The organism is Streptomyces sp. Act143 (assembly GCF_003143935.1).
Classification (GTDB): domain Bacteria; phylum Actinomycetota; class Actinomycetes; order Streptomycetales; family Streptomycetaceae; genus Streptomyces.
The window spans coordinates 8,677,388-8,695,164 of record NZ_QFRX01000001.1; the positions used below are offsets into that span (position 1 = coordinate 8,677,388).

Sequence of the window (17,777 nt, forward strand, 5' to 3'; positions counted from 1 at the left end):
AGTCCGCTACGCCCGCGACGCCTTCGAGGGCCTGCGCCTGATGGACGCCCTCATCGGCGTCAAGCGCGGCGTGCCCGGCGCGGCCCTGCCCGAACTCAAGCAACGCCGGGTGCGCGCCAGTTCCGTACAGGTCGAGGAGGAGCGGCCCGAGGAGGGGCACGTTCGTTCCGACGTCGCCACCGACAACCCCGTGCCCACCCCGCCCTTCTGGGACACCCGCGTCATCAAGGGCATCCAGCTCAAGGAGTACGCGTCCTGGCTCGACGAGGGCGCCCTCTTCAAGGGCCAGTGGGGGCTGAAGCAGGCCCGCACCGGCGACGGGCCGACCTACGAGGAACTCGTCGAGACCGAGGGCCGGCCGCGGCTGCGCGGACTGCTCGACCAGCTCCAGACGGAGAACCTGCTGGAAGCGGCCGTCGTCTACGGCTACTTCCCGTGCGTCTCCAAGGACGACGACCTGATCATCCTCGACGAGCAGGGCAACGAGCGGACCCGCTTCACCTTCCCGCGTCAGCGGCGTGGCCGCCGCCTGTGCCTGGCCGACTTCTTCCGCCCGGAGGAGTCGGGGGAGACCGACGTCGTCGGCCTCCAGGTCGTCACCGTCGGCTCCCGCATCGGCGAGCGGACCGCCAAGCTCTTCGAGGCCAACGCCTACCGCGACTACCTCGAACTGCACGGCCTGTCCGTCCAGTTGGCGGAGGCCCTCGCCGAGTACTGGCACGCGCGCGTGCGTTCGGAACTCGGCTTCTCCGGTGAGGACCCCAGCGACATCGAGGACATGTTCGCCCTGAAGTACCGGGGCGCGCGCTTCTCTCTCGGCTACGGCGCCTGCCCCAACCTGGAGGACCGCGCGAAGATCGCCGACCTGCTCCAGCCGGAGCGCATCGGCGTCCACCTGTCCGAGGAGTTCCAGCTGCACCCCGAGCAGTCCACGGACGCGATCGTGATCCACCACCCGGAGGCGAAGTACTTCAACGCCCGCTAGCAGGGTGGTCGAGGGGCACAAAGGCACAGCTCAAAGCAGCCCCGGGCGGTACTTGAGGTGTGCCCTGGAGCACCTCGATTAAACGAGGCGCATCTCCCGGGACAGCCGTACACTGGACGGTCCATCGCAGGCCGGTTCCCTCCGTGGGAACCGGCCTGATCGTCCCTCAAGGAGGTGCGCCTAGATGACCAGTACGGTCCCCGCGCTCGGTATCCGCACGGCCGAAGGCTCAGCCCTGCAGGCCGTGCTCCTCGACATGGACGGCACCCTGGTGGACACCGAAGGCTTCTGGTGGGACGTCGAGGTAGAGATCTTCGCCGGACTCGGCCACACCCTCGACGACTCCTGGCGCCATGTCGTGGTCGGCGGTCCCATGACCCGCAGCGCGGGGTTCCTGATCGAGGCCACCGGCGCCGACATCACTCTCGCCGAGCTCACGGTGCTGCTCAACGAGGGCTTCGAGGACCGTATCGGCCGCGCCCTGCCGCTGATGCCGGGCGCCATGCGGCTGCTGGCCGAACTCGCCGAGTACGAGATCCCCACCGCCCTGGTCTCCGCCTCCCACCGGCGCATCATCGACCGGGTGCTGACCTCCCTCGGCCCCCAGCACTTCGCCCTCACGGTCGCCGGTGACGAGGTGGCGCGCACCAAGCCGCACCCCGACCCCTACCTCTTCGCCGCCGCCGGACTCGGCGTCGATCCGGCCAGATGCGCCGTCGTCGAGGACACCGCCACCGGCGTCGCCGCCGCCGAGGCAGCCGGCTGCCATGTCGTGGCGGTGCCGTCCGTCGCACCCATCGCCCCCGCCGCCCGGCGCACCGTCGTCAGCTCGCTGGAGGAGGTCGACCTGGCATTTCTGCGCGGCCTGATGACGGAAATGCGCTGAGCGTTCACCCAGCGTGCATCGCGGATAGCGGCAGCATTTCCGAGCCGGTGTGCAAAGAAATTCGAATCTTGAGGGATGGCCGAATTCCGGTACTGGCACACCTGTTTGACCATGTGACGTTCCCCACTTCACAGGAGGTCGACAGGTAGCGCCGCCTGTGCCTGTAGCCCGCAATGAGGGGGTTGTGCCGTGCCCTTGTGTCCCGATTGATGGAAACCTGCACGAATCCTTCCCCTGTCGGGTTTTCGGTGCGTCCACACCCGGTTTCGCTCCGTGATGGCGGCTCAACTCCGGTGCCCGCGAACCCCTCTGCGGGCGCGGACTAATCTCGTCGCGAGAACATCACCGCACCCCCCGTGGATCCGTCGCACCACCCATGCATGCCGGATACACGGACTCGACAGCTCTGGAGAAACTCGAGCATGAACCGCAAGACTTTGGTGCTGCCGGCCGTGATCGGTCTGCTCGCCCCGGTCCTCGCCGCCTGCGGCGGGTCCGACAGCGGCAGCGGCGGCGGAGACGCGATAGTCGTCGGCACCACGGACGCGGTCACTGCCTCGAAGGACGCACCCGCGCCGCTCGACCCGGCCTACGCCTACGACGCCGGCATCTGGAACATCCTGCGCCAGACCGTGCAGACCCTGATGATCCAGCCGCGCGGCGAGGGCGAGCCCGTGCCCGAGGCCGCCGAGAGCTGCGGTTTCACCGACAGCGGCAACGAGCGCTACGCCTGCAAGCTGCGCCCCGGCCTGGAGTTCGCCAACGGCGACGCCGTCACCGCGGAGGACGTCAAGTACTCCATCGACCGCGCGCGGGCCATCAACGCCGAGGGCGGCCCCGTCGGCCTGCTGTCCACCGTCGACACCGTCGAGACCAAGGGCGACCGCGAGGTGATCTTCCACCTCAAGACGGCCGACGCCACCTTCCCGTACAAGCTCTCGACCCCCGTCGCCGGCATCCTCAACCCCGACGACTACCAGCCCAAGACCCTGCGCGAGGGCTTCGACCTCGACGGTTCCGGTCCGTACACCATGTCGGCCAAGGTCGAGAAGAACGAGCTCGTCAGCGCCGTGTTCACCAAGAACCCCAACTACAAGGGGACGCTGAAGGTGAACAACGACAAGGTCGAGCTGCGTACCTTCGCGGACGCCGACGCCATGGGCGCCGCCCTCGACGACGGTGACATCGACGTCATGTCCCGCACCATGTCGCCCGAGCAGATCCAGAAGCTCTCCGCGTCCTCCGACAGCGATGTCGACCTCGTCGAGATGCCCGGCCTGGAGATCCGCTACCTGGCCTTCAACACCGACGCCGCCACGGTCAAGACCAAGGCCGTGCGCCAGGCGATGGCCCAGATCATCAACCGCAGCGAACTCGTCTCCAAGGTCTACGGCTCCCAGGCGGAACCGCTGTTCTCGCTGGTGCCGGCGAGCATCATCGGCCATTCCAACGCGTTCTTCAACAAGTACGGCGACCCGAGCAAGACCAAGGCCGCCGCACTCCTCAACGGGGCGAACATCACCACCCCGGTCAAGCTGACGCTGCACTACACGACCGACCACTACGGCTCGGCCACCAAGAAGGAGTTCGAGCAGCTCCGGCAGCAGCTCAACGACTCCGGCCTGTTCGACGTCAGCATCAAGGGCGAACTCTGGAAGACCTTCCGCCCCGCCGAGCAGAAGGGCGCCTACGACGTCTACGGCATGGGCTGGTTCCCGGACTTCCCCGACGCCGACAACTACCTCGCGCCCTTCCTCGACAAGGGCAACTTCCTCGGCTCCCCCTACGCCAACAGCAAGATCCGCAACACCCTGATCCCGGAATCCCGTCAGCAGGCCGACCGGCTGTCCGCCTCCAGCAGCCTCACCCGCATCCAGGACCTGGTCGCCGACGACGTCCCGGTGCTGCCGCTGTGGCAGGGCAAGCAGTATGTCGCCGCCCGCGACGACATCACCGGCACCGCCTACGCCCTCAACTCCTCCTCCACCCTTCAGCTGTGGGAGCTCGGCCGTGGCGTGAGCGGCTGATCGTCCTCTGCCCGGGGCCCGGGACGGCCGGCCCGGGATTCGACACCCGACGACAAGGCACTCGTACGTGAACATGCGCAACCAGTGGCCGGTCCTGCCCATCGTGGCGGGGCTGGCCTCCGGCCTGTTGACCGGCTGCGGCACGGAGAACGGGGAATCCGGGAGCAGCGGCTCCTCCGTGGTCATGGGGATGTCCGACGACGTCCTGGCCACCGACCCGGCGTCCGGCTACGACCCCGGCTCGTGGCTGCTGTTCAACAACGTCTTCCAGTCGCTGCTGAGCTTCCCCAAGGGCGGCACCCAGCCGGTACCCGAAGCCGCCGAGAGCTGCGAGTTCAGCGACACCCGGACCCAGGTCTACACCTGCACGCTGAAGGACGGACTGAAGTTCAGCAACGGTGACGAACTCACCTCTGAGGACGTCAAGTTCTCCTTCGACCGCATGCTGAAGATCAACGACGACGCCGGTCCCGCGATCATGTTCCCGATGCTCGACAAGGTCGAGACGCCGAACGAGAAGACGGTCGTGTTCAAGCTCAACACGCCCGACGCCACCTTCCCCAGCAAGATCGCCTCCGGAGCCGGCTCCATCGTCGACCACCGGCAGTACGACGCCGGCGCACTGCGCGAGGACGGCGAGGCCGTCGGCTCCGGCCCCTACAAGCTGGACTCGTTCAGCGACGGCGAGGCCGTCTTCTCCGTCAACGACAACTACCAGGGCACCGCCAAGGTGAAGAACTCCGGCGTCACCCTGAAGTTCGGCGTCGACCAGGCCGACCTGAAGCAGGACCTCACCGACAACAAGATCGACATCGCTTACCGGGGCCTCAGCGCGAGCGACATCGCCGACATCGAGGCCGCCGGCAGCGACGCGGACGTCGACCTCGTCGAGGGCACCAGCGCAGAGGTCCAGCACCTGGTCTTCAACATGGACGACCCGATCGCCGGCAAGCTCGGCGTCCGCAAGGCCATCGCCTACCTGCTCGACCGCGACGCCCTCATGGCGCACGTCTACCAGGGCACCGCCACCTCGCTCTACTCGATCATCCCGGCCGGCATCGCGGGCCACAACACGGCCTTCTTCGACACCTACGGCGCCCGCCCCTCCAAGGCCAAGGCCGCCGCCGCCCTGAACGCCGAGGGCATCACCGGCAAGGTCAAGCTCACCCTCTGGTCCACCCCGACCCGCTACGGCCCCTCCACCGACCAGGAACTGAAGGCGATCGCCGACCAGCTCAACGACAGCGGCCTCTTCGACGCCGACGTCAAGTCCGTCGCCTACGACCAGTACGAGAAGGACATAGCCAAGGGCAAGTACGGCGTCTACGTGAAGGGCTGGGTGCCCGACTACCCGGACGCCGACAACTTCACCGCCCCCTTCTTCGGCGAGGGCAACGTGCTGAGCAACAACTACACCAACAGCACGATCACCGACACGCTCATCCCGCGCACGGCCGCCCAGAGCGACCGCGCCGCCACCGACAACGACTACGGCCACCTCCAGGATCTGGTCGCCGCCGAACTCCCTGTCCTGCCCCTGTGGCAGGCCAAGCAGTACGCCGTCGTCCGCGACGACGTCTACGGCCTGGAGTACTGCCTCGACGCCTCGACCGTCTTCCGCTTCTGGGAGATCAGCAAGGGCTGACCCCACCCGGCAACACCAAGGGCGCCCCTTCTCCGGAAGGGGCGCCCTTGGTGTTCCGACGCCGGCGCTACGGCTTCCGACGCCTGCGCTACTTGCGTCCGGCTACTGCGCGCCGGGGCGCACCAGCCCGCTCTCGTACGCGTACACCGCCGCCTGCACCCGGTCCCGCAGCCCCAGCTTCGTCAGCACATGACCCACATGCGTCTTCACCGTCGTCTCGCTGACGAACAGATCCGCCGCGATCTCCGCGTTCGACAACCCCCGCGCCACCAGCTTCAGCACCTCGACCTCACGGTCGGTGAGCGTGTGCAGCGTGTCCGGGACCGGCTCGTCGCCCGACGGCAGATGAGTGGCGTACTTGTCGAGCAGCCGGCGCGTGATGCTCGGCGCGAGCATCGCCTCACCGGCGGCCACCACCCGGATCGCCTGCACCAGCTCGTTCGCCGGAGCGTCCTTGAGCAGGAAGCCGCTCGCCCCCGCCCGCAGCGCCTCCACCACGTACTCGTCGAGATCGAACGTGGTCAGCACCAGCACCTTCGCCGGGCCGTCCCGCCCGGGCCCGGTGATCTGCCGGGTCGCCTCGACCCCGTCCATCCGCGGCATACGGATGTCCATCAGAACCACATCGGGCTGCAACGCCCGCACCTGGTCGAGCGCCTGGAGGCCGTCCCCGGCCTCACCGACCACAGCGATGTCCTGCTCCGCCTCCAGAATCATCCGGAAGCCGGTACGCAGCAGCGGCTGGTCGTCGACCAGTAGGACGCGGATGGCCACGAAAGTCTCCTTAGCTAGTCCGGCCCCATTCTGCCCTGCGACGCCTCGCCGGACTCGGCCGCCCTCACGGCAGCGGCTGCGACTCCCCGGAGAACCCCCCAGAACCCTCGCCCGAGCCCTCCCCACCCACCACCGTCACCGGCAGCGCCTGCGCCTCCCGGGGGCCGGCTCCCGAACCCCCGGCCGCCTCCCCGTCGACGACCACCCGCACCGGCAAGGGATACGGCGGGGGAGTACCGCCGAACTCCGGGCAGTGCGTCTGGTGGTCGCACCAGCCGCACAGCTTCGTCGGCCGCGGGCGCCAGTCACCCGTCTCCGTCGCCAGCCGGATCGCCTCCCACAGCGCCAGCAGCTTCCGCTCCACCCGCTCCAGATCGGCGAGGACCGGGTCGTACGTCAGGACGTCACCGCTGCCCAGATAGACCAGCTGCAACCGCCGCGGCACGACCTGCTTCAGCCGCCACACCACCAGCGCGTAGAACTTCATCTGGAACAGCGCACCCTCGGCGTACTCCGGCCGCGGCGCCTTGCCCGTCTTGTAGTCGACGATCCGCACCTCGCCCGTCGGCGCCACATCCACCCGGTCGATGATGCCGCGCAGCTTCAGCCCCGACTCCAGCTCCGCCTCGACGAACAACTCCCGCTCGGCAGGTTCGAGCCGCGTCGGGTCCTCCAGGCTGAACCACCGCTCCACCAGCCGCTCCGCCTCCCCGAGCCAGCGCGCCAGCCGCTCGCCCTCCGGATCGTCGGCGAACAGCTCCACCACCTCCGGCCGCGTCTCCCGCAACCGGTCCCACTGACCTGGAATGAGCGACTTGGCCCGCGGCGCCGTCCGCTCCACCGCCGGCGCGTCGAACAACCGCTCCAGCACCGCATGCACCAAAGTGCCCCGCGTCGCCGCCTCACTCGGCTTCTCCGGCAGCCGGTCGATCACCCGGAACCGGTACAGCAACGGACACTGCATGAAGTCACTCGCACGCGACGGCGACAACGACGCGGGCGCTGTCGCGACGGACGCCCCGGCCGTGACCGTCACGTCCTGTGCCCCCGCCACCTGCTCGCCCACGACCGGCGCATCCACATCCGCGACCCCGCCGCCGGCGGCCTCCGCCGCGCCCTCGGTGCTCGTCTCCATGCCCCAGACCTTACGGCCCACCACTGACAGTGACCCACTCACGGCCGAGCCCGGCACCACAGCCCGGGAAACACAGGGGGTGCCGGGGCGGAACGCGACGCGACCGCCGCATACCATCGACCCCGAGACCCTTCCGCCGGCAGGCGCGGAAGACGCTTCGAACGAGGGGACACCGTGGACGAGAGCGGCGGGAGCGGGCAGCCGCGGTCCGGCAACGACGAGCCGACCCAGCACGCAGGCCCTACGGCCCCGGCCGCCGACCCCGCACGCCCCACACCTACAGCACCCGAGGAACCCCCCGCGCAGGCGACGGACACCGACACGGCCACGGACGCGGACAGGGCCGGGGGCGAGGGCGAGGGCAAGCGGAACGAGACCGCTACCGGCCGCGCCGAGACCGCAACGCCGGGAGCAGACACACCGGGCACCGCGAACGCTGCTGGCACTCCGAGCACGTCGAATGCTCCGAGCACGTCAAGTGCACCGTCCGCTCCGAACACCGCGACCACTCCTGCCTCGCCGACCGACGCGACGGCCGCCCCTGCCTCGCCGACCGACGCGACGCCTGCCCCGGCTTCGTCGACCGACGGGGCCGCGAAGACCCCGTCCCCGTCTGCCGATGCCGCCCCGGGGCCCTCGTCCTCAGCCGTAGACGCCACAAGCGACCGCGCCCCGGACCGCGCCGTTACGGCGAGCAGCACCGACGCCGAGTCGAAGAAGCACGCCGCCGCTCCGGAAGACCACCCGGCCGGCGACCCCACCGACCACCGCCCGCCGGCGTCCTCCTCCGTCACCGACAAGCACCCGACGCCGAACGACCCCACCCCCACCCCCACCCCCGCAGCGCACGACCACGACCACGAGCACCGCGCCCTCGCCCACTCCGGCACCACCAGGACCCGCCCGCCCAAGCGGCCGCGCGAACCCGGTGGCGGGCTGCTCATGGGCCGCCCCTTCGGCGTACCCGTCTACGTCGCGCCCAGCTGGTTCCTCGTGGCCGCCCTCATCACCTGGGTGTTCGGCGGACAACTCGACCGCGTCCTGCCCGAACTCGGCGCCGCCCGCTACCTCGTCTCCCTCTTCTTCGCCGTCGCCTTCTACGCCTCGGTCCTCGTCCACGAACTGGCCCACACGGTCGCCGCACTGCGCTTCAAACTGCCCGTGCGCCGCATCCAGCTCCAGTTCTTCGGCGGCGTCTCCGAGATCGAGAAGGAAGCCGAGACCCCCGGCCGCGAATTCGTGCTGGCCTTCGTCGGCCCCCTGCTCTCCCTCGTCCTCGCCGGTGTCTTCTACGTCGCCCTCCAGCCCGTCGAACCCGGTACCGTCCCCGGCGTCCTGCTGGCCGGCCTGATGATCTCCAACCTCATCGTGGCCGCCTTCAATCTCCTGCCCGGACTCCCCCTCGACGGCGGCCGCATGCTCCGCGCCGTCGTCTGGAAGATCACCGGCAAGCCCATGAGCGGCACCATCGCCGCCGCCTGGGTCGGCCGCGCCCTCGCCGTCTCCGTCCTCATCGGCCTGCCGCTGCTCACCCAGTCCGGAGCCCTCGGCTCCAACGCCGAGGACAACGTCGGCATGGACACCGTCATGGACGCCCTCCTCGCCGCCATCCTCGCCGCCATCATCTGGACCGGCGCCGGCAACAGCCTCCGCATGGCCCGCCTGCGCGAACACCTCCCCGAGCTCCGCGCCCGCAACCTCACCCGCCGCGCCGTCCCCGTCGAGACCGACACCCCCCTCTCCGAGGCCCTGCGCCGCGCCAACGAAGCCGGCGCCCGCGCCCTCGTCGTCGTCGACACCGACGGCGAACCCCTCTCCCTCGTCCGTGAGGCCGCCATCGTCGGCGTCCCCGAACACCGCCGCCCCTGGGTCGCCGTCAGCGGCCTCGCCCAGGACCTCACCGACGGCATGCGCGTCTCCGCGGAACTGGCGGGGGAGGACCTCCTCGACGCCCTGCGCGCCACCCCCGCCACCGAGTACCTCGTCATCGAGGACACCGGCGAGATCTACGGCGTCCTGTCCGCCGCCGATGTCGAGCGCGCCTTCGTCAAGGCCATGGCCCGCCCCTCCTAGTGGTCGGCGGCCCCCGGAAACGCCGGTAGGCTGTTCACATGTCCGAACCGACCGGTGCCGCCCGCAGGCGCGGGCCCTTCAAGGTCGGGGACCAGGTTCAGCTGACCGACCCCAAGGGCCGCCACTACACGTTCACGCTCGAAGAGGGAAAGAACTTCCACACCCACAAGGGTTCCTTCCCGCACGACGAGCTGATCGGCGCTCCCGAGGGCAGCGTTGTCCGCACCACCGGTAACGTCGCCTACCTCGCGCTGCGCCCCCTGCTCCCCGACTACGTCCTGTCCATGCCCCGCGGGGCCGCCGTCGTCTACCCCAAGGACGCCGGGCAGATCCTCGCCTTCGCCGACATCTTCCCCGGCGCCCGCGTCGTCGAAGCCGGCGTCGGCTCCGGCTCGCTCAGCAGCTTCCTGCTGCGCGCCATCGGCGACCAGGGCATGCTGCACAGCTACGAGCGCCGCGAGGACTTCGCCGAGATCGCCCAGCAGAACGTGGAGCGCTACTTCGGCGGCCCGCACCCCGCCTGGCAGCTCACCGTCGGCGACCTCCAGGACAACCTGTCCGACACCGACGTCGACCGCGTCATCCTCGACATGCTCGCCCCCTGGGAGTGCCTGGAGGCCGTCTCCAAGGCCCTGGTCCCCGGCGGCATCCTGTGCTGCTACGTCGCCACCACCACCCAGCTCGCCCGGACCGTCGAGTCCATCCGCGAGATCGGCTGCTTCAACGAGCCGACCGCCTGGGAGACGATGATCCGCAACTGGCACATCGAGGGCCTCGCCGTCCGCCCGGACCACCGGATGATCGGCCACACCGGCTTCCTCCTCACCGCCCGCCGCCTCGCCGACGGCGTCGAGCCGCCCATGCGGCGCCGCCGCCCCGCCAAGGGCGCCTACGGCGAGGACTACGCCGGCCCCAACGCCGACGGCGGCTCCGGCCGCTGAGGCGGCCCCGTGCCGCTTACAACGCAACCGCGCCGCGGCCGAGTTCCCGACACCAGCTCCGGAACTCGGCCCCGGCGCCTTTTCGTTGCCGCGGCCGACGCGCACACCGGGGCGACACCCGCCGCCCCGGACACACCGCGCCCTCCGGCGCACGGCCGCACCACGCGCGGTCGCGCGCCCACAACCGGCGACCCCGCCGTTCCCCTCCCTTGTGACGTGTGGCACCATGCGGGACACCCCCACCGCCACAGCCCTCTCGGGAGTCACCCCTAGTGCAGCAATCCGCGGTCCCGGAACTCGCTCACACCCACACCCGCCCGATCCACTGGGTGGCCACCGCCACCGCCGTGGCCGGCGTCGTGGCCCTCTCCTCGGTCCTCCAGCCCAACCCGGCCACCGCGGCCCAGGCCGCCGGCCCGCAGGTGCAGTCGCAGAAAGCCCCCGCGACCGCCACCGCCCCGAACCCCGCCCACGTCGACTTCCCGATCGACTGCGGCCCCGTCACCGCCCTGGTGGTGAAGAAGGCCACCGGCGACCTCGACGGCGACGGCAGGCCCGAAACCGTCGCGGTCGTCCACTGCGACGCCCCCATGGGCACCCCTCCCGACGGCGTCTACGTCCTCACCCAGGCCGCCGACGCCAACAAGCCCCGCGTCGTGGCGACCCTGATCGACCCCAAGGACCGCAGCACCGTCAAGACCCTCACCGTCTCCGACGCCACCGTCCGCGCCGACACCCTCGGCTACTCCTCGGACTCCGTGCCCAGTTGCTGCCCGGACGTCAAGACGAGCGTGAAGTGGCAGTGGAAGAACGGCACCTTCCTCCGCTCCACCCCGGCGGGAGCCCAGAGCGTCTGAGCGCCAGTGACCCTGTCCGAAGGGGCCACGCACGCCGGCGCAGCCATCCGGACGGATTCCGCCCCCGGCGTCGCGCCCCTCCCGAGGCGGCGGTCAACCAGCGGCGCGGCGACGGACGTTCCCCGGCCTCGCGCTCACCGGGACCGACCCGCGCCCCACCGTCACGCCGCGTCGGGCCCGTACACCTCGACCCCGTCCGACACCCGGCGCACGTGGATGCACTCACCCGGGCACTCCTTCGCCGAGTCCACGACATCCGTCAGAAGCGGCAGCGGCACGGGCGTGGTCGCGCCCTCCGCCTGCAGCAGCTCGTCGTCCACGCCCTTCACATAGGCCAGACCGTCGATGTCCAGTTCGAACACCTCGGGTGCGTACTGGACGCAGATGCCGTCTCCGGTACAGAGATCCTGATCGATCCAGACCTCCAGAGCCTCACCGTCGACCCCGGCCTCCTGCTGCACGCTCACGCCTCCTGCCACCTCGCTGTCCAACACCCCCGACCCTACCCCCGCCGCCGGACGAACCTCCGGCCGCCGACAGGCCCCCGGACCCGTCCGCTCCACCGCACGACAGCGGAGTACCCCTCCAAGACACCTCGATCACACCTCGCGCCCGGCTCGAGACCCCCGTGCGCCCCCCTCCGACAGCAGGCAGAACCAGCCCCGCCCGGGCCGCCGCCACCATGACGCACGCCACCCGCCCGTACACGCTCCGTCAGCACCACCCCACCACCGCCCGCCCACCCCTACGCCCCCGGGAAACCGGCACCGAGCCCCCCGATCCCCGGCCCCCACGGCCCCCGACCGGCAGCGCTGCCCGCAACTCACCCCCGCCGTGGAAGATTTCGCGCACTCCTGCCCAGGAACAGTCGGCTTCTGAATCACGTTGACTGGGTATTCAGACGGCGTGAGGGAGAGCGCAGGGTGACCGACGACACACCTTGACACTGTTTGTGATCTAGGGGTTTCAATCGACACCCACCCAGGTAGGGTCTGGAAGCGTCCAGCTCCCCTTGGAGGAGGTGAGGACCGTGGCAGCCCACGACGACGACATGAACCGCGGCATCCGCCCGGGACGAGGGTCCGACGACCCGGCCGGGCAGATTGCCTACCTTGAGCAGGAGATCGCCGTCCTGCGACGCAAGCTCGCCGACTCTCCGCGGCACACGAGGATTCTCGAAGAGCGGATCGTCGAGCTGCAGACCAATCTGGCCGGCGTGTCCGCCCAGAACGAGCGACTCGCGAACACCCTCCGCGAGGCCCGCGACCAGATCGTGGCCCTCAAGGAAGAAGTCGACCGGCTCGCACAGCCCCCGGCCGGCTTCGGCGTCTTCCTGCAAGCCAACGAGGACGGCACAGCCGACATCTTCACCGGAGGACGCAAACTCCGCGTGAACGTCAGCCCCAGCGTCGACCTCGAAGAACTCCGGCGCGGCCAGGAACTGATGCTCAACGAAGCACTCAACGTGGTCGAGGCCATGGAGTTCGAGAGCGTCGGCGACATCGTCACCCTCAAGGAAATCCTCGAGGACGGCGAACGTGCCCTGGTACAGGGCCACACCGACGAGGAACGGGTGGTGCGGCTCGCCGAGCCCCTGCTGGACATCACCATCCGCCCCGGCGACGCCCTCCTGCTCGAACCCCGCTCCGGCTACGTCTACGAAGTCGTGCCCAAGAGCGAGGTCGAGGAACTCGTCCTCGAAGAAGTCCCCGACATCGGCTACGAGCAGATCGGCGGCCTCGGCGGCCAGATCGAAGCCATCCGCGACGCGGTCGAACTGCCGTACCTCTACCCGGACCTGTTCAAGGAGCACGAACTCCGCCCGCCCAAGGGCGTCCTGCTCTACGGACCCCCCGGATGCGGCAAGACGCTCATCGCCAAGGCCGTCGCCAACTCGCTGGCCAAGAAGGTCGCCGAGGTCACCGGCCAAGCCCAGGGCAAGAGCTTCTTCCTCAACATCAAGGGCCCCGAACTCCTCAACAAGTACGTCGGCGAGACCGAGCGGCAGATCCGCCTCGTCTTCCAGCGTGCCCGGGAGAAGGCCAGCGAAGGCACCCCCGTCATCGTCTTCTTCGACGAGATGGAATCCCTCTTCCGCACCCGCGGATCCGGCGTCAGCTCGGACGTGGAGAACACCATCGTCCCCCAGCTCCTCGCCGAGATCGACGGTGTCGAAGGCCTGCAGAACGTGGTCGTCATCGGCGCCTCCAACCGCGAGGACATGATCGACCCCGCCATCCTGCGCCCCGGCCGCCTGGACGTGAAGATCAAGATCGAACGTCCCGACGCCGAGGCCGCCAAGGACATCTTCGGCAAGTACCTCACCGAGCGCCTCCCCCTGCACGCCGACGACCTCGGCGAACACGGCGGCAGCAAGGAAACGACCGTCCAGAGCATGATCCAGACGGCCGTGGAGCACATGTACGCCGAATCCGAGGAAAACCGCTTCCTGGAAGTCACCTACGCCAACGGAGACAAGGAAGTCCTCTACTTCAAGGACTTCAACTCCGGCGCCATGATCGAGAACATCGTCGGCCGCGCCAAGAAGATGGCCATCAAGGACTTCCTCGACCACAACCAGAAGGGACTCCGCGTCTCCCACCTCCTCCAGGCATGCGTGGACGAGTTCAAGGAGAACGAGGACCTCCCCAACACCACCAACCCGGACGACTGGGCCCGCATCTCCGGAAAGAAGGGCGAACGGATCGTCTACATCCGTACCCTCATCACCGGAAAGCAGGGCGCCGACACCGGACGCTCCATCGACACGGTGGCCAACACCGGTCAGTACCTGTAAAAAACAGGGCGGCTGCGGGTGCCCTCACCGGGTACCCGCAGCCGACTGTTTTCCAGGAACCGATCCCAACCACACGCGTGCAAGGCAATGACGCAAATGATCTCCCCACCAGCGCAAAGCCGTTCTAGGCTCTTCGGTACCGCCGAGTCGCGCAGTGCGGGGACGGGCACCGCACACGCACCGGAGCGCCAGCGGTACTTGAGCGCCGCCCCCGACCGAGGGCGCCGCCGGGCAAGGAGGGCCGCATGACCGTACGGCGAGTAATGGGCATCGAGACGGAGTACGGGATCTCCGTCCCCGGCCACCCCAACGCCAATGCCATGCTCACCTCGTCCCAGATCGTCAACGCCTACGCGGCGGCGATGCACCGGGCCCGACGGGCCCGCTGGGACTTCGAGGAGGAGAACCCGCTACGGGACGCGCGAGGCTTCGACCTCGCCCGCGAAGCCGCCGACTCCAGCCAGCTCACCGACGAGGACATCGGCCTCGCCAACGTCATCCTCACCAACGGCGCCAGGCTCTACGTCGACCACGCCCACCCCGAATACAGCGCCCCCGAAGTCACCAACCCCCGCGACGCCGTCCTCTGGGACAAGGCCGGCGAACGCATCATGGCCGAGGCCGCCGAACGCGCCGCCGCGCTCCCCGGCGCCCAGCCGATCCACCTCTACAAGAACAACACCGACAACAAGGGCGCCAGCTACGGCACGCACGAGAACTACCTGATGAAGCGGGAAACCCCCTTCTCGGACATCGTGCGCCACCTCACCCCCTTCTTCGTCTCCCGCCAGGTCGTCACCGGCGCAGGCCGCGTCGGCATCGGCCAGGACGGCCACGAACACGGCTTCCAGATCAGCCAGCGCGCCGACTACTTCGAGGTCGAGGTCGGGCTCGAGACGACCTTGAAGCGCCCGATCATCAACACGCGCGACGAGCCACACGCGGACGCGGAGAAATACCGCCGCCTCCACGTGATCATCGGCGACGCGAACCTGTCCGAGATCTCGACCTACCTCAAGCTGGGCACGACCGCCCTGGTCCTGTCCATGATCGAGGACGGCTTCATCGCCGTCGACCTGGCCGTCGACCAGCCCGTCCGCACCCTCCACCAGGTCTCCCACGACCCGACCCTCCAGCGCCTCATCACCCTCCGCAGCGGACGCACACTCACCGCGGTCCAGCTCCAGATGGAGTACTACGAGCTCTCCCGCAAATACGTCGAGGAGCGCTTCGGAGCCGACGCCGACGAACAGACCAAGGACGTCCTCACCCGCTGGGAAGACACCCTCAACCGGCTCGAGAACGACCCCATGAGCCTCGCCGGCGAACTCGACTGGGTGGCGAAGCGGGAACTCATGGAGGGCTACCGCCGCCGCGACGGCCTCGACTGGGACGCCGCCAAGCTCCACCTCCTCGACCTCCAGTACGCCGACGTACGCGCCGAGAAGGGCCTCTACAACCGCCTCGCGGCCCGCGGCCGCATGAAGCGGCTCCTGGACGAGGCCGACGTCGACAGGGCCCGCACCAAGCCCCCGGAGGACACCCGCGCCTACTTCCGCGGCCGCTGCCTGGAGCAGTACGCCGACGACGTCGCCGCGGCCTCCTGGGACTCGGTCATCTTCGACCTCCCGGGCCGCGACTCACTCCAGCGCGTCCCAACCCTGGAACCGCTACGCGGAACGCGAAATCACGTCAAGGAGCTCCTGGACCGCTGTCGCACGGCAGAAGACCTGGTCAGGGTCCTCTCCGGCGGCTGAGCGGGTACTCGGGCGGAGTCGGCCGGACAGGGTGGAAATCCCCCTGTCCGGGAATCATCGAGATGGCTCCCGCGGGTTGAGGAAACTGCGGGGCCGATGTCAGACCCGGCTTGTAGGGTCTGATCATCACCGATCGGCGGATAAGCCGACCTGGCGACCATGTCGGGCGAAACGAGCGGGGTGAGGGTTATGGCGACGAAGGACACCGGCGGCGGCCAGCAGAAGGCGACGCACTCCACGGAAGAGGTCGAGGAGCAGACTGCGGAGGCGCAGGGCTCGGAGGACCTCAAGGAGCGCCACGAGAAGCTGAGCGATGACGTGGACTCGGTTCTGGACGAGATCGATGACGTACTCGAGGAAAATGCCGAGGATTTCGTGCGAAGCTTCGTGCAAAAAGGTGGACAGTAAAGGTCGTTTGGCTGCTTCGCCTTCGAATTGAAAGTGGCGGGGGTTCAGGGTGGCTGACGAGCCGAACGCCAAGCAGTGCAGAAAGTGCCGGCGAGAGCTGCCGCTTGCTGCATTCGCGCGGGACAAGAATCGGCGTGATGGCCTCCAGGTGCACTGCCGGGAGTGCGTGGCGGAGTACAGCGCCGCGCACTACCGGCGGCGCCGGGAGGCCATGGGCAAGTCGGTTCGGGAGCAGGTGGAAGTCCCGGCTGGGCACAAGCTCTGCCGGACATGTGGCGAGGTCAAGCCGCACAGCGAGTGGCATCGCAACGCAACGGCCTCTGACGGTCTGTCGACGCGGTGTAAAGCGTGCCGGGCGATCCAGAGCAGGCAGGATCATCTGAAGCGGCAATACGGCATCACCGAAGCCGAACGTGACGAGTTGATCGCCTCTCAAGGGGGCGTCTGCTGCATATGTTTGGCGGCTGTGCCTGAGCATGTGGATCACTGCCACAAGACGGGTAGGGTCCGAGGCGTACTGTGCTTCAGCTGCAACGCTGCACTGGGGCAGTTCAAAGATCGGCCCGATGCCATAAGGCGGGCTGCCGCATACGTGGAAGGAATCGCGTGGAAGCCAACACTCGTAGCACCGGGCGTCTACCAGCTGCCTTCCTGACGCCAGGGTCCTCGTCCTTCATGGACTTTCTCTCCGAGCACCAGCCCGAGCTGCTGCCCGGCAAGCGTCAACTCCCGCCCACGCAGGGCGTGATCGAGGCGCCGCACGGGACGACCATCGTGGCCGTCACCTTCCCCGGGGGTGTCGTGCTCGCCGGTGACCGGCGCGCCACCATGGGGAACGTCATCGCGCAGCGGGACATCGAGAAGGTGTTCCCGGCGGACGAGTACTCGGCGGTCGGTATCGCCGGCACCGCCGGTCTCGCGGTGGAGATGGTGAAGCTCTTCCAGCTGGAGCTGGAGCACTTCGAGAAGGTGGAAGGCGCTCAGCTGTCGTTGGAGGGCAAGGCCAACCGGCTGTCGACGATGATCCGGTCCAATCTCGGCATGGCGATGCAGGGGCTGGCCGTGGTGCCGCTGTTCGCGGGGTACGACATCGATCGGGAGCGGGGGCGGATCTTCTCCTACGACGTCACGGGTGGTCGTTCCGAGGAGCAGAACTACGCCGCCACCGGTTCGGGTTCGATCTTCGCGCGCGGTGCGATGAAGAAGCTGTTCCGTGAGGATCTGACCGAGGAGCAGGCGACCACGCTGGTGGTACAGGCTCTGTACGACGCGGCTGACGACGACTCGGCGACCGGTGGTCCCGACGTCGCGCGCCGGATCTATCCGATCGTCACCGTGATCACCGAGGACGGTTTCCGTCGGCTGACGGACGAGGAGTCGTCCGCGATCGCCCGTTCGATCCTGGAGCGGCGTCTGGAGCAGCCTGACGGCCCGCGGGCCGCGCTGCTGTAGGCGGCGGGTGACCGGTCTTATCAAGGTGATCGCAGTGACT

General features: G+C 68.9%; 15 protein-coding genes. 12 read left to right on the forward strand and 3 right to left on the reverse strand.

The window, feature by feature from the left end; translation table 11 throughout:
* From DI272_RS39650 to DI272_RS39665, 4 genes are all read left to right on the forward strand, one after another.
* On the forward strand, positions 1-985 hold a 985-nt coding region (locus DI272_RS39650; RefSeq protein WP_309221691.1), incomplete at its 5' end, for a vitamin B12 dependent-methionine synthase activation domain-containing protein.
* 184 nt (positions 986-1,169) lie between these two features.
* On the forward strand, positions 1,170-1,871 hold the full coding sequence (locus DI272_RS39655; RefSeq protein WP_109499998.1) for an HAD family phosphatase: 702 nt from the start codon (positions 1,170-1,172) through the stop codon (positions 1,869-1,871).
* Positions 1,872-2,293: 422 nt separating this feature from the next.
* Entirely contained in the window at positions 2,294-3,898 is a 1,605-nt protein-coding gene (locus DI272_RS39660) for an ABC transporter substrate-binding protein (protein ID WP_109499999.1), read from the forward strand.
* Positions 3,899-3,965: 67 nt separating this feature from the next.
* Positions 3,966-5,543: an ABC transporter substrate-binding protein gene (locus DI272_RS39665; protein ID WP_109500000.1), complete on the forward strand. Its 1,578-nt coding sequence runs from the start codon at positions 3,966-3,968 to the stop codon at positions 5,541-5,543.
* A 102-nt stretch (positions 5,544-5,645) separates the two neighbouring features.
* On the opposite strand, the gene DI272_RS39670 is transcribed toward DI272_RS39665, so the two are convergent.
* Together DI272_RS39670 and DI272_RS39675 are read right to left on the reverse strand one after the other, a co-directional pair.
* Entirely contained in the window at positions 5,646-6,317 is a 672-nt protein-coding gene (locus DI272_RS39670) for a response regulator transcription factor (protein WP_020141342.1), read from the reverse strand.
* Positions 6,318-6,381: 64 nt separating this feature from the next.
* Positions 6,382-7,452, reverse strand: a complete 1,071-nt coding sequence (locus tag DI272_RS39675) for a RecB family exonuclease (protein ID WP_258314811.1) — start codon at positions 7,450-7,452, stop codon at positions 6,382-6,384.
* 174 nt (positions 7,453-7,626) lie between these two features.
* Between DI272_RS39675 and DI272_RS39680 the strand changes: the two genes are divergently transcribed.
* The 3 genes from DI272_RS39680 (at position 7,627) to DI272_RS39690 (ending at position 11,323) form a co-directional block, all read left to right on the forward strand.
* On the forward strand, positions 7,627-9,525 hold the full coding sequence (locus DI272_RS39680) for a site-2 protease family protein (RefSeq protein ID WP_109500001.1): 1,899 nt from the start codon (positions 7,627-7,629) through the stop codon (positions 9,523-9,525).
* A 38-nt stretch (positions 9,526-9,563) separates the two neighbouring features.
* The gene (locus DI272_RS39685) at positions 9,564-10,466 is read left to right on the forward strand and encodes a tRNA (adenine-N1)-methyltransferase (RefSeq protein ID WP_109500002.1); all 903 of its coding nucleotides are present in this window, start codon (positions 9,564-9,566) and stop codon (positions 10,464-10,466) included.
* Positions 10,467-10,738: 272 nt separating this feature from the next.
* Positions 10,739-11,323: a hypothetical protein gene (locus tag DI272_RS39690; RefSeq protein WP_109500003.1), complete on the forward strand. Its 585-nt coding sequence runs from the start codon at positions 10,739-10,741 to the stop codon at positions 11,321-11,323.
* Between the two features lie 161 nt (positions 11,324-11,484).
* On the opposite strand, the gene DI272_RS39695 is transcribed toward DI272_RS39690, so the two are convergent.
* On the reverse strand, positions 11,485-11,790 hold the full coding sequence (locus DI272_RS39695) for a ferredoxin (protein ID WP_109500004.1): 306 nt from the start codon (positions 11,788-11,790) through the stop codon (positions 11,485-11,487).
* A gap of 563 nt (positions 11,791-12,353) precedes the next feature.
* Here DI272_RS39695 and arc point away from each other — a divergent pair.
* From arc to prcB, 5 genes are all read left to right on the forward strand, one after another.
* Entirely contained in the window at positions 12,354-14,120 is a 1,767-nt protein-coding gene (gene arc / locus DI272_RS39700) for a proteasome ATPase (RefSeq protein ID WP_109500005.1), read from the forward strand.
* A gap of 245 nt (positions 14,121-14,365) precedes the next feature.
* Positions 14,366-15,877 (forward strand): depupylase/deamidase Dop, encoded by a 1,512-nt coding sequence (gene dop, locus DI272_RS39705; protein WP_375138093.1) that lies wholly within the window; start codon positions 14,366-14,368, stop codon positions 15,875-15,877.
* Between the two features lie 189 nt (positions 15,878-16,066).
* Positions 16,067-16,285: a ubiquitin-like protein Pup gene (locus tag DI272_RS39710; protein ID WP_109500007.1), complete on the forward strand. Its 219-nt coding sequence runs from the start codon at positions 16,067-16,069 to the stop codon at positions 16,283-16,285.
* A gap of 49 nt (positions 16,286-16,334) precedes the next feature.
* Positions 16,335-16,940, forward strand: coding sequence for an endonuclease VII domain-containing protein (locus tag DI272_RS39715; protein WP_109500008.1), 606 nt, complete (start codon positions 16,335-16,337; stop codon positions 16,938-16,940).
* The gene (prcB, locus tag DI272_RS39720; protein WP_109500009.1) at positions 16,892-17,737 is read left to right on the forward strand and encodes a proteasome subunit beta; all 846 of its coding nucleotides are present in this window, start codon (positions 16,892-16,894) and stop codon (positions 17,735-17,737) included. Before DI272_RS39715 ends, prcB begins: the two co-directional genes overlap by 49 nt.
* Positions 17,738-17,777 lie beyond the last annotated feature (40 nt).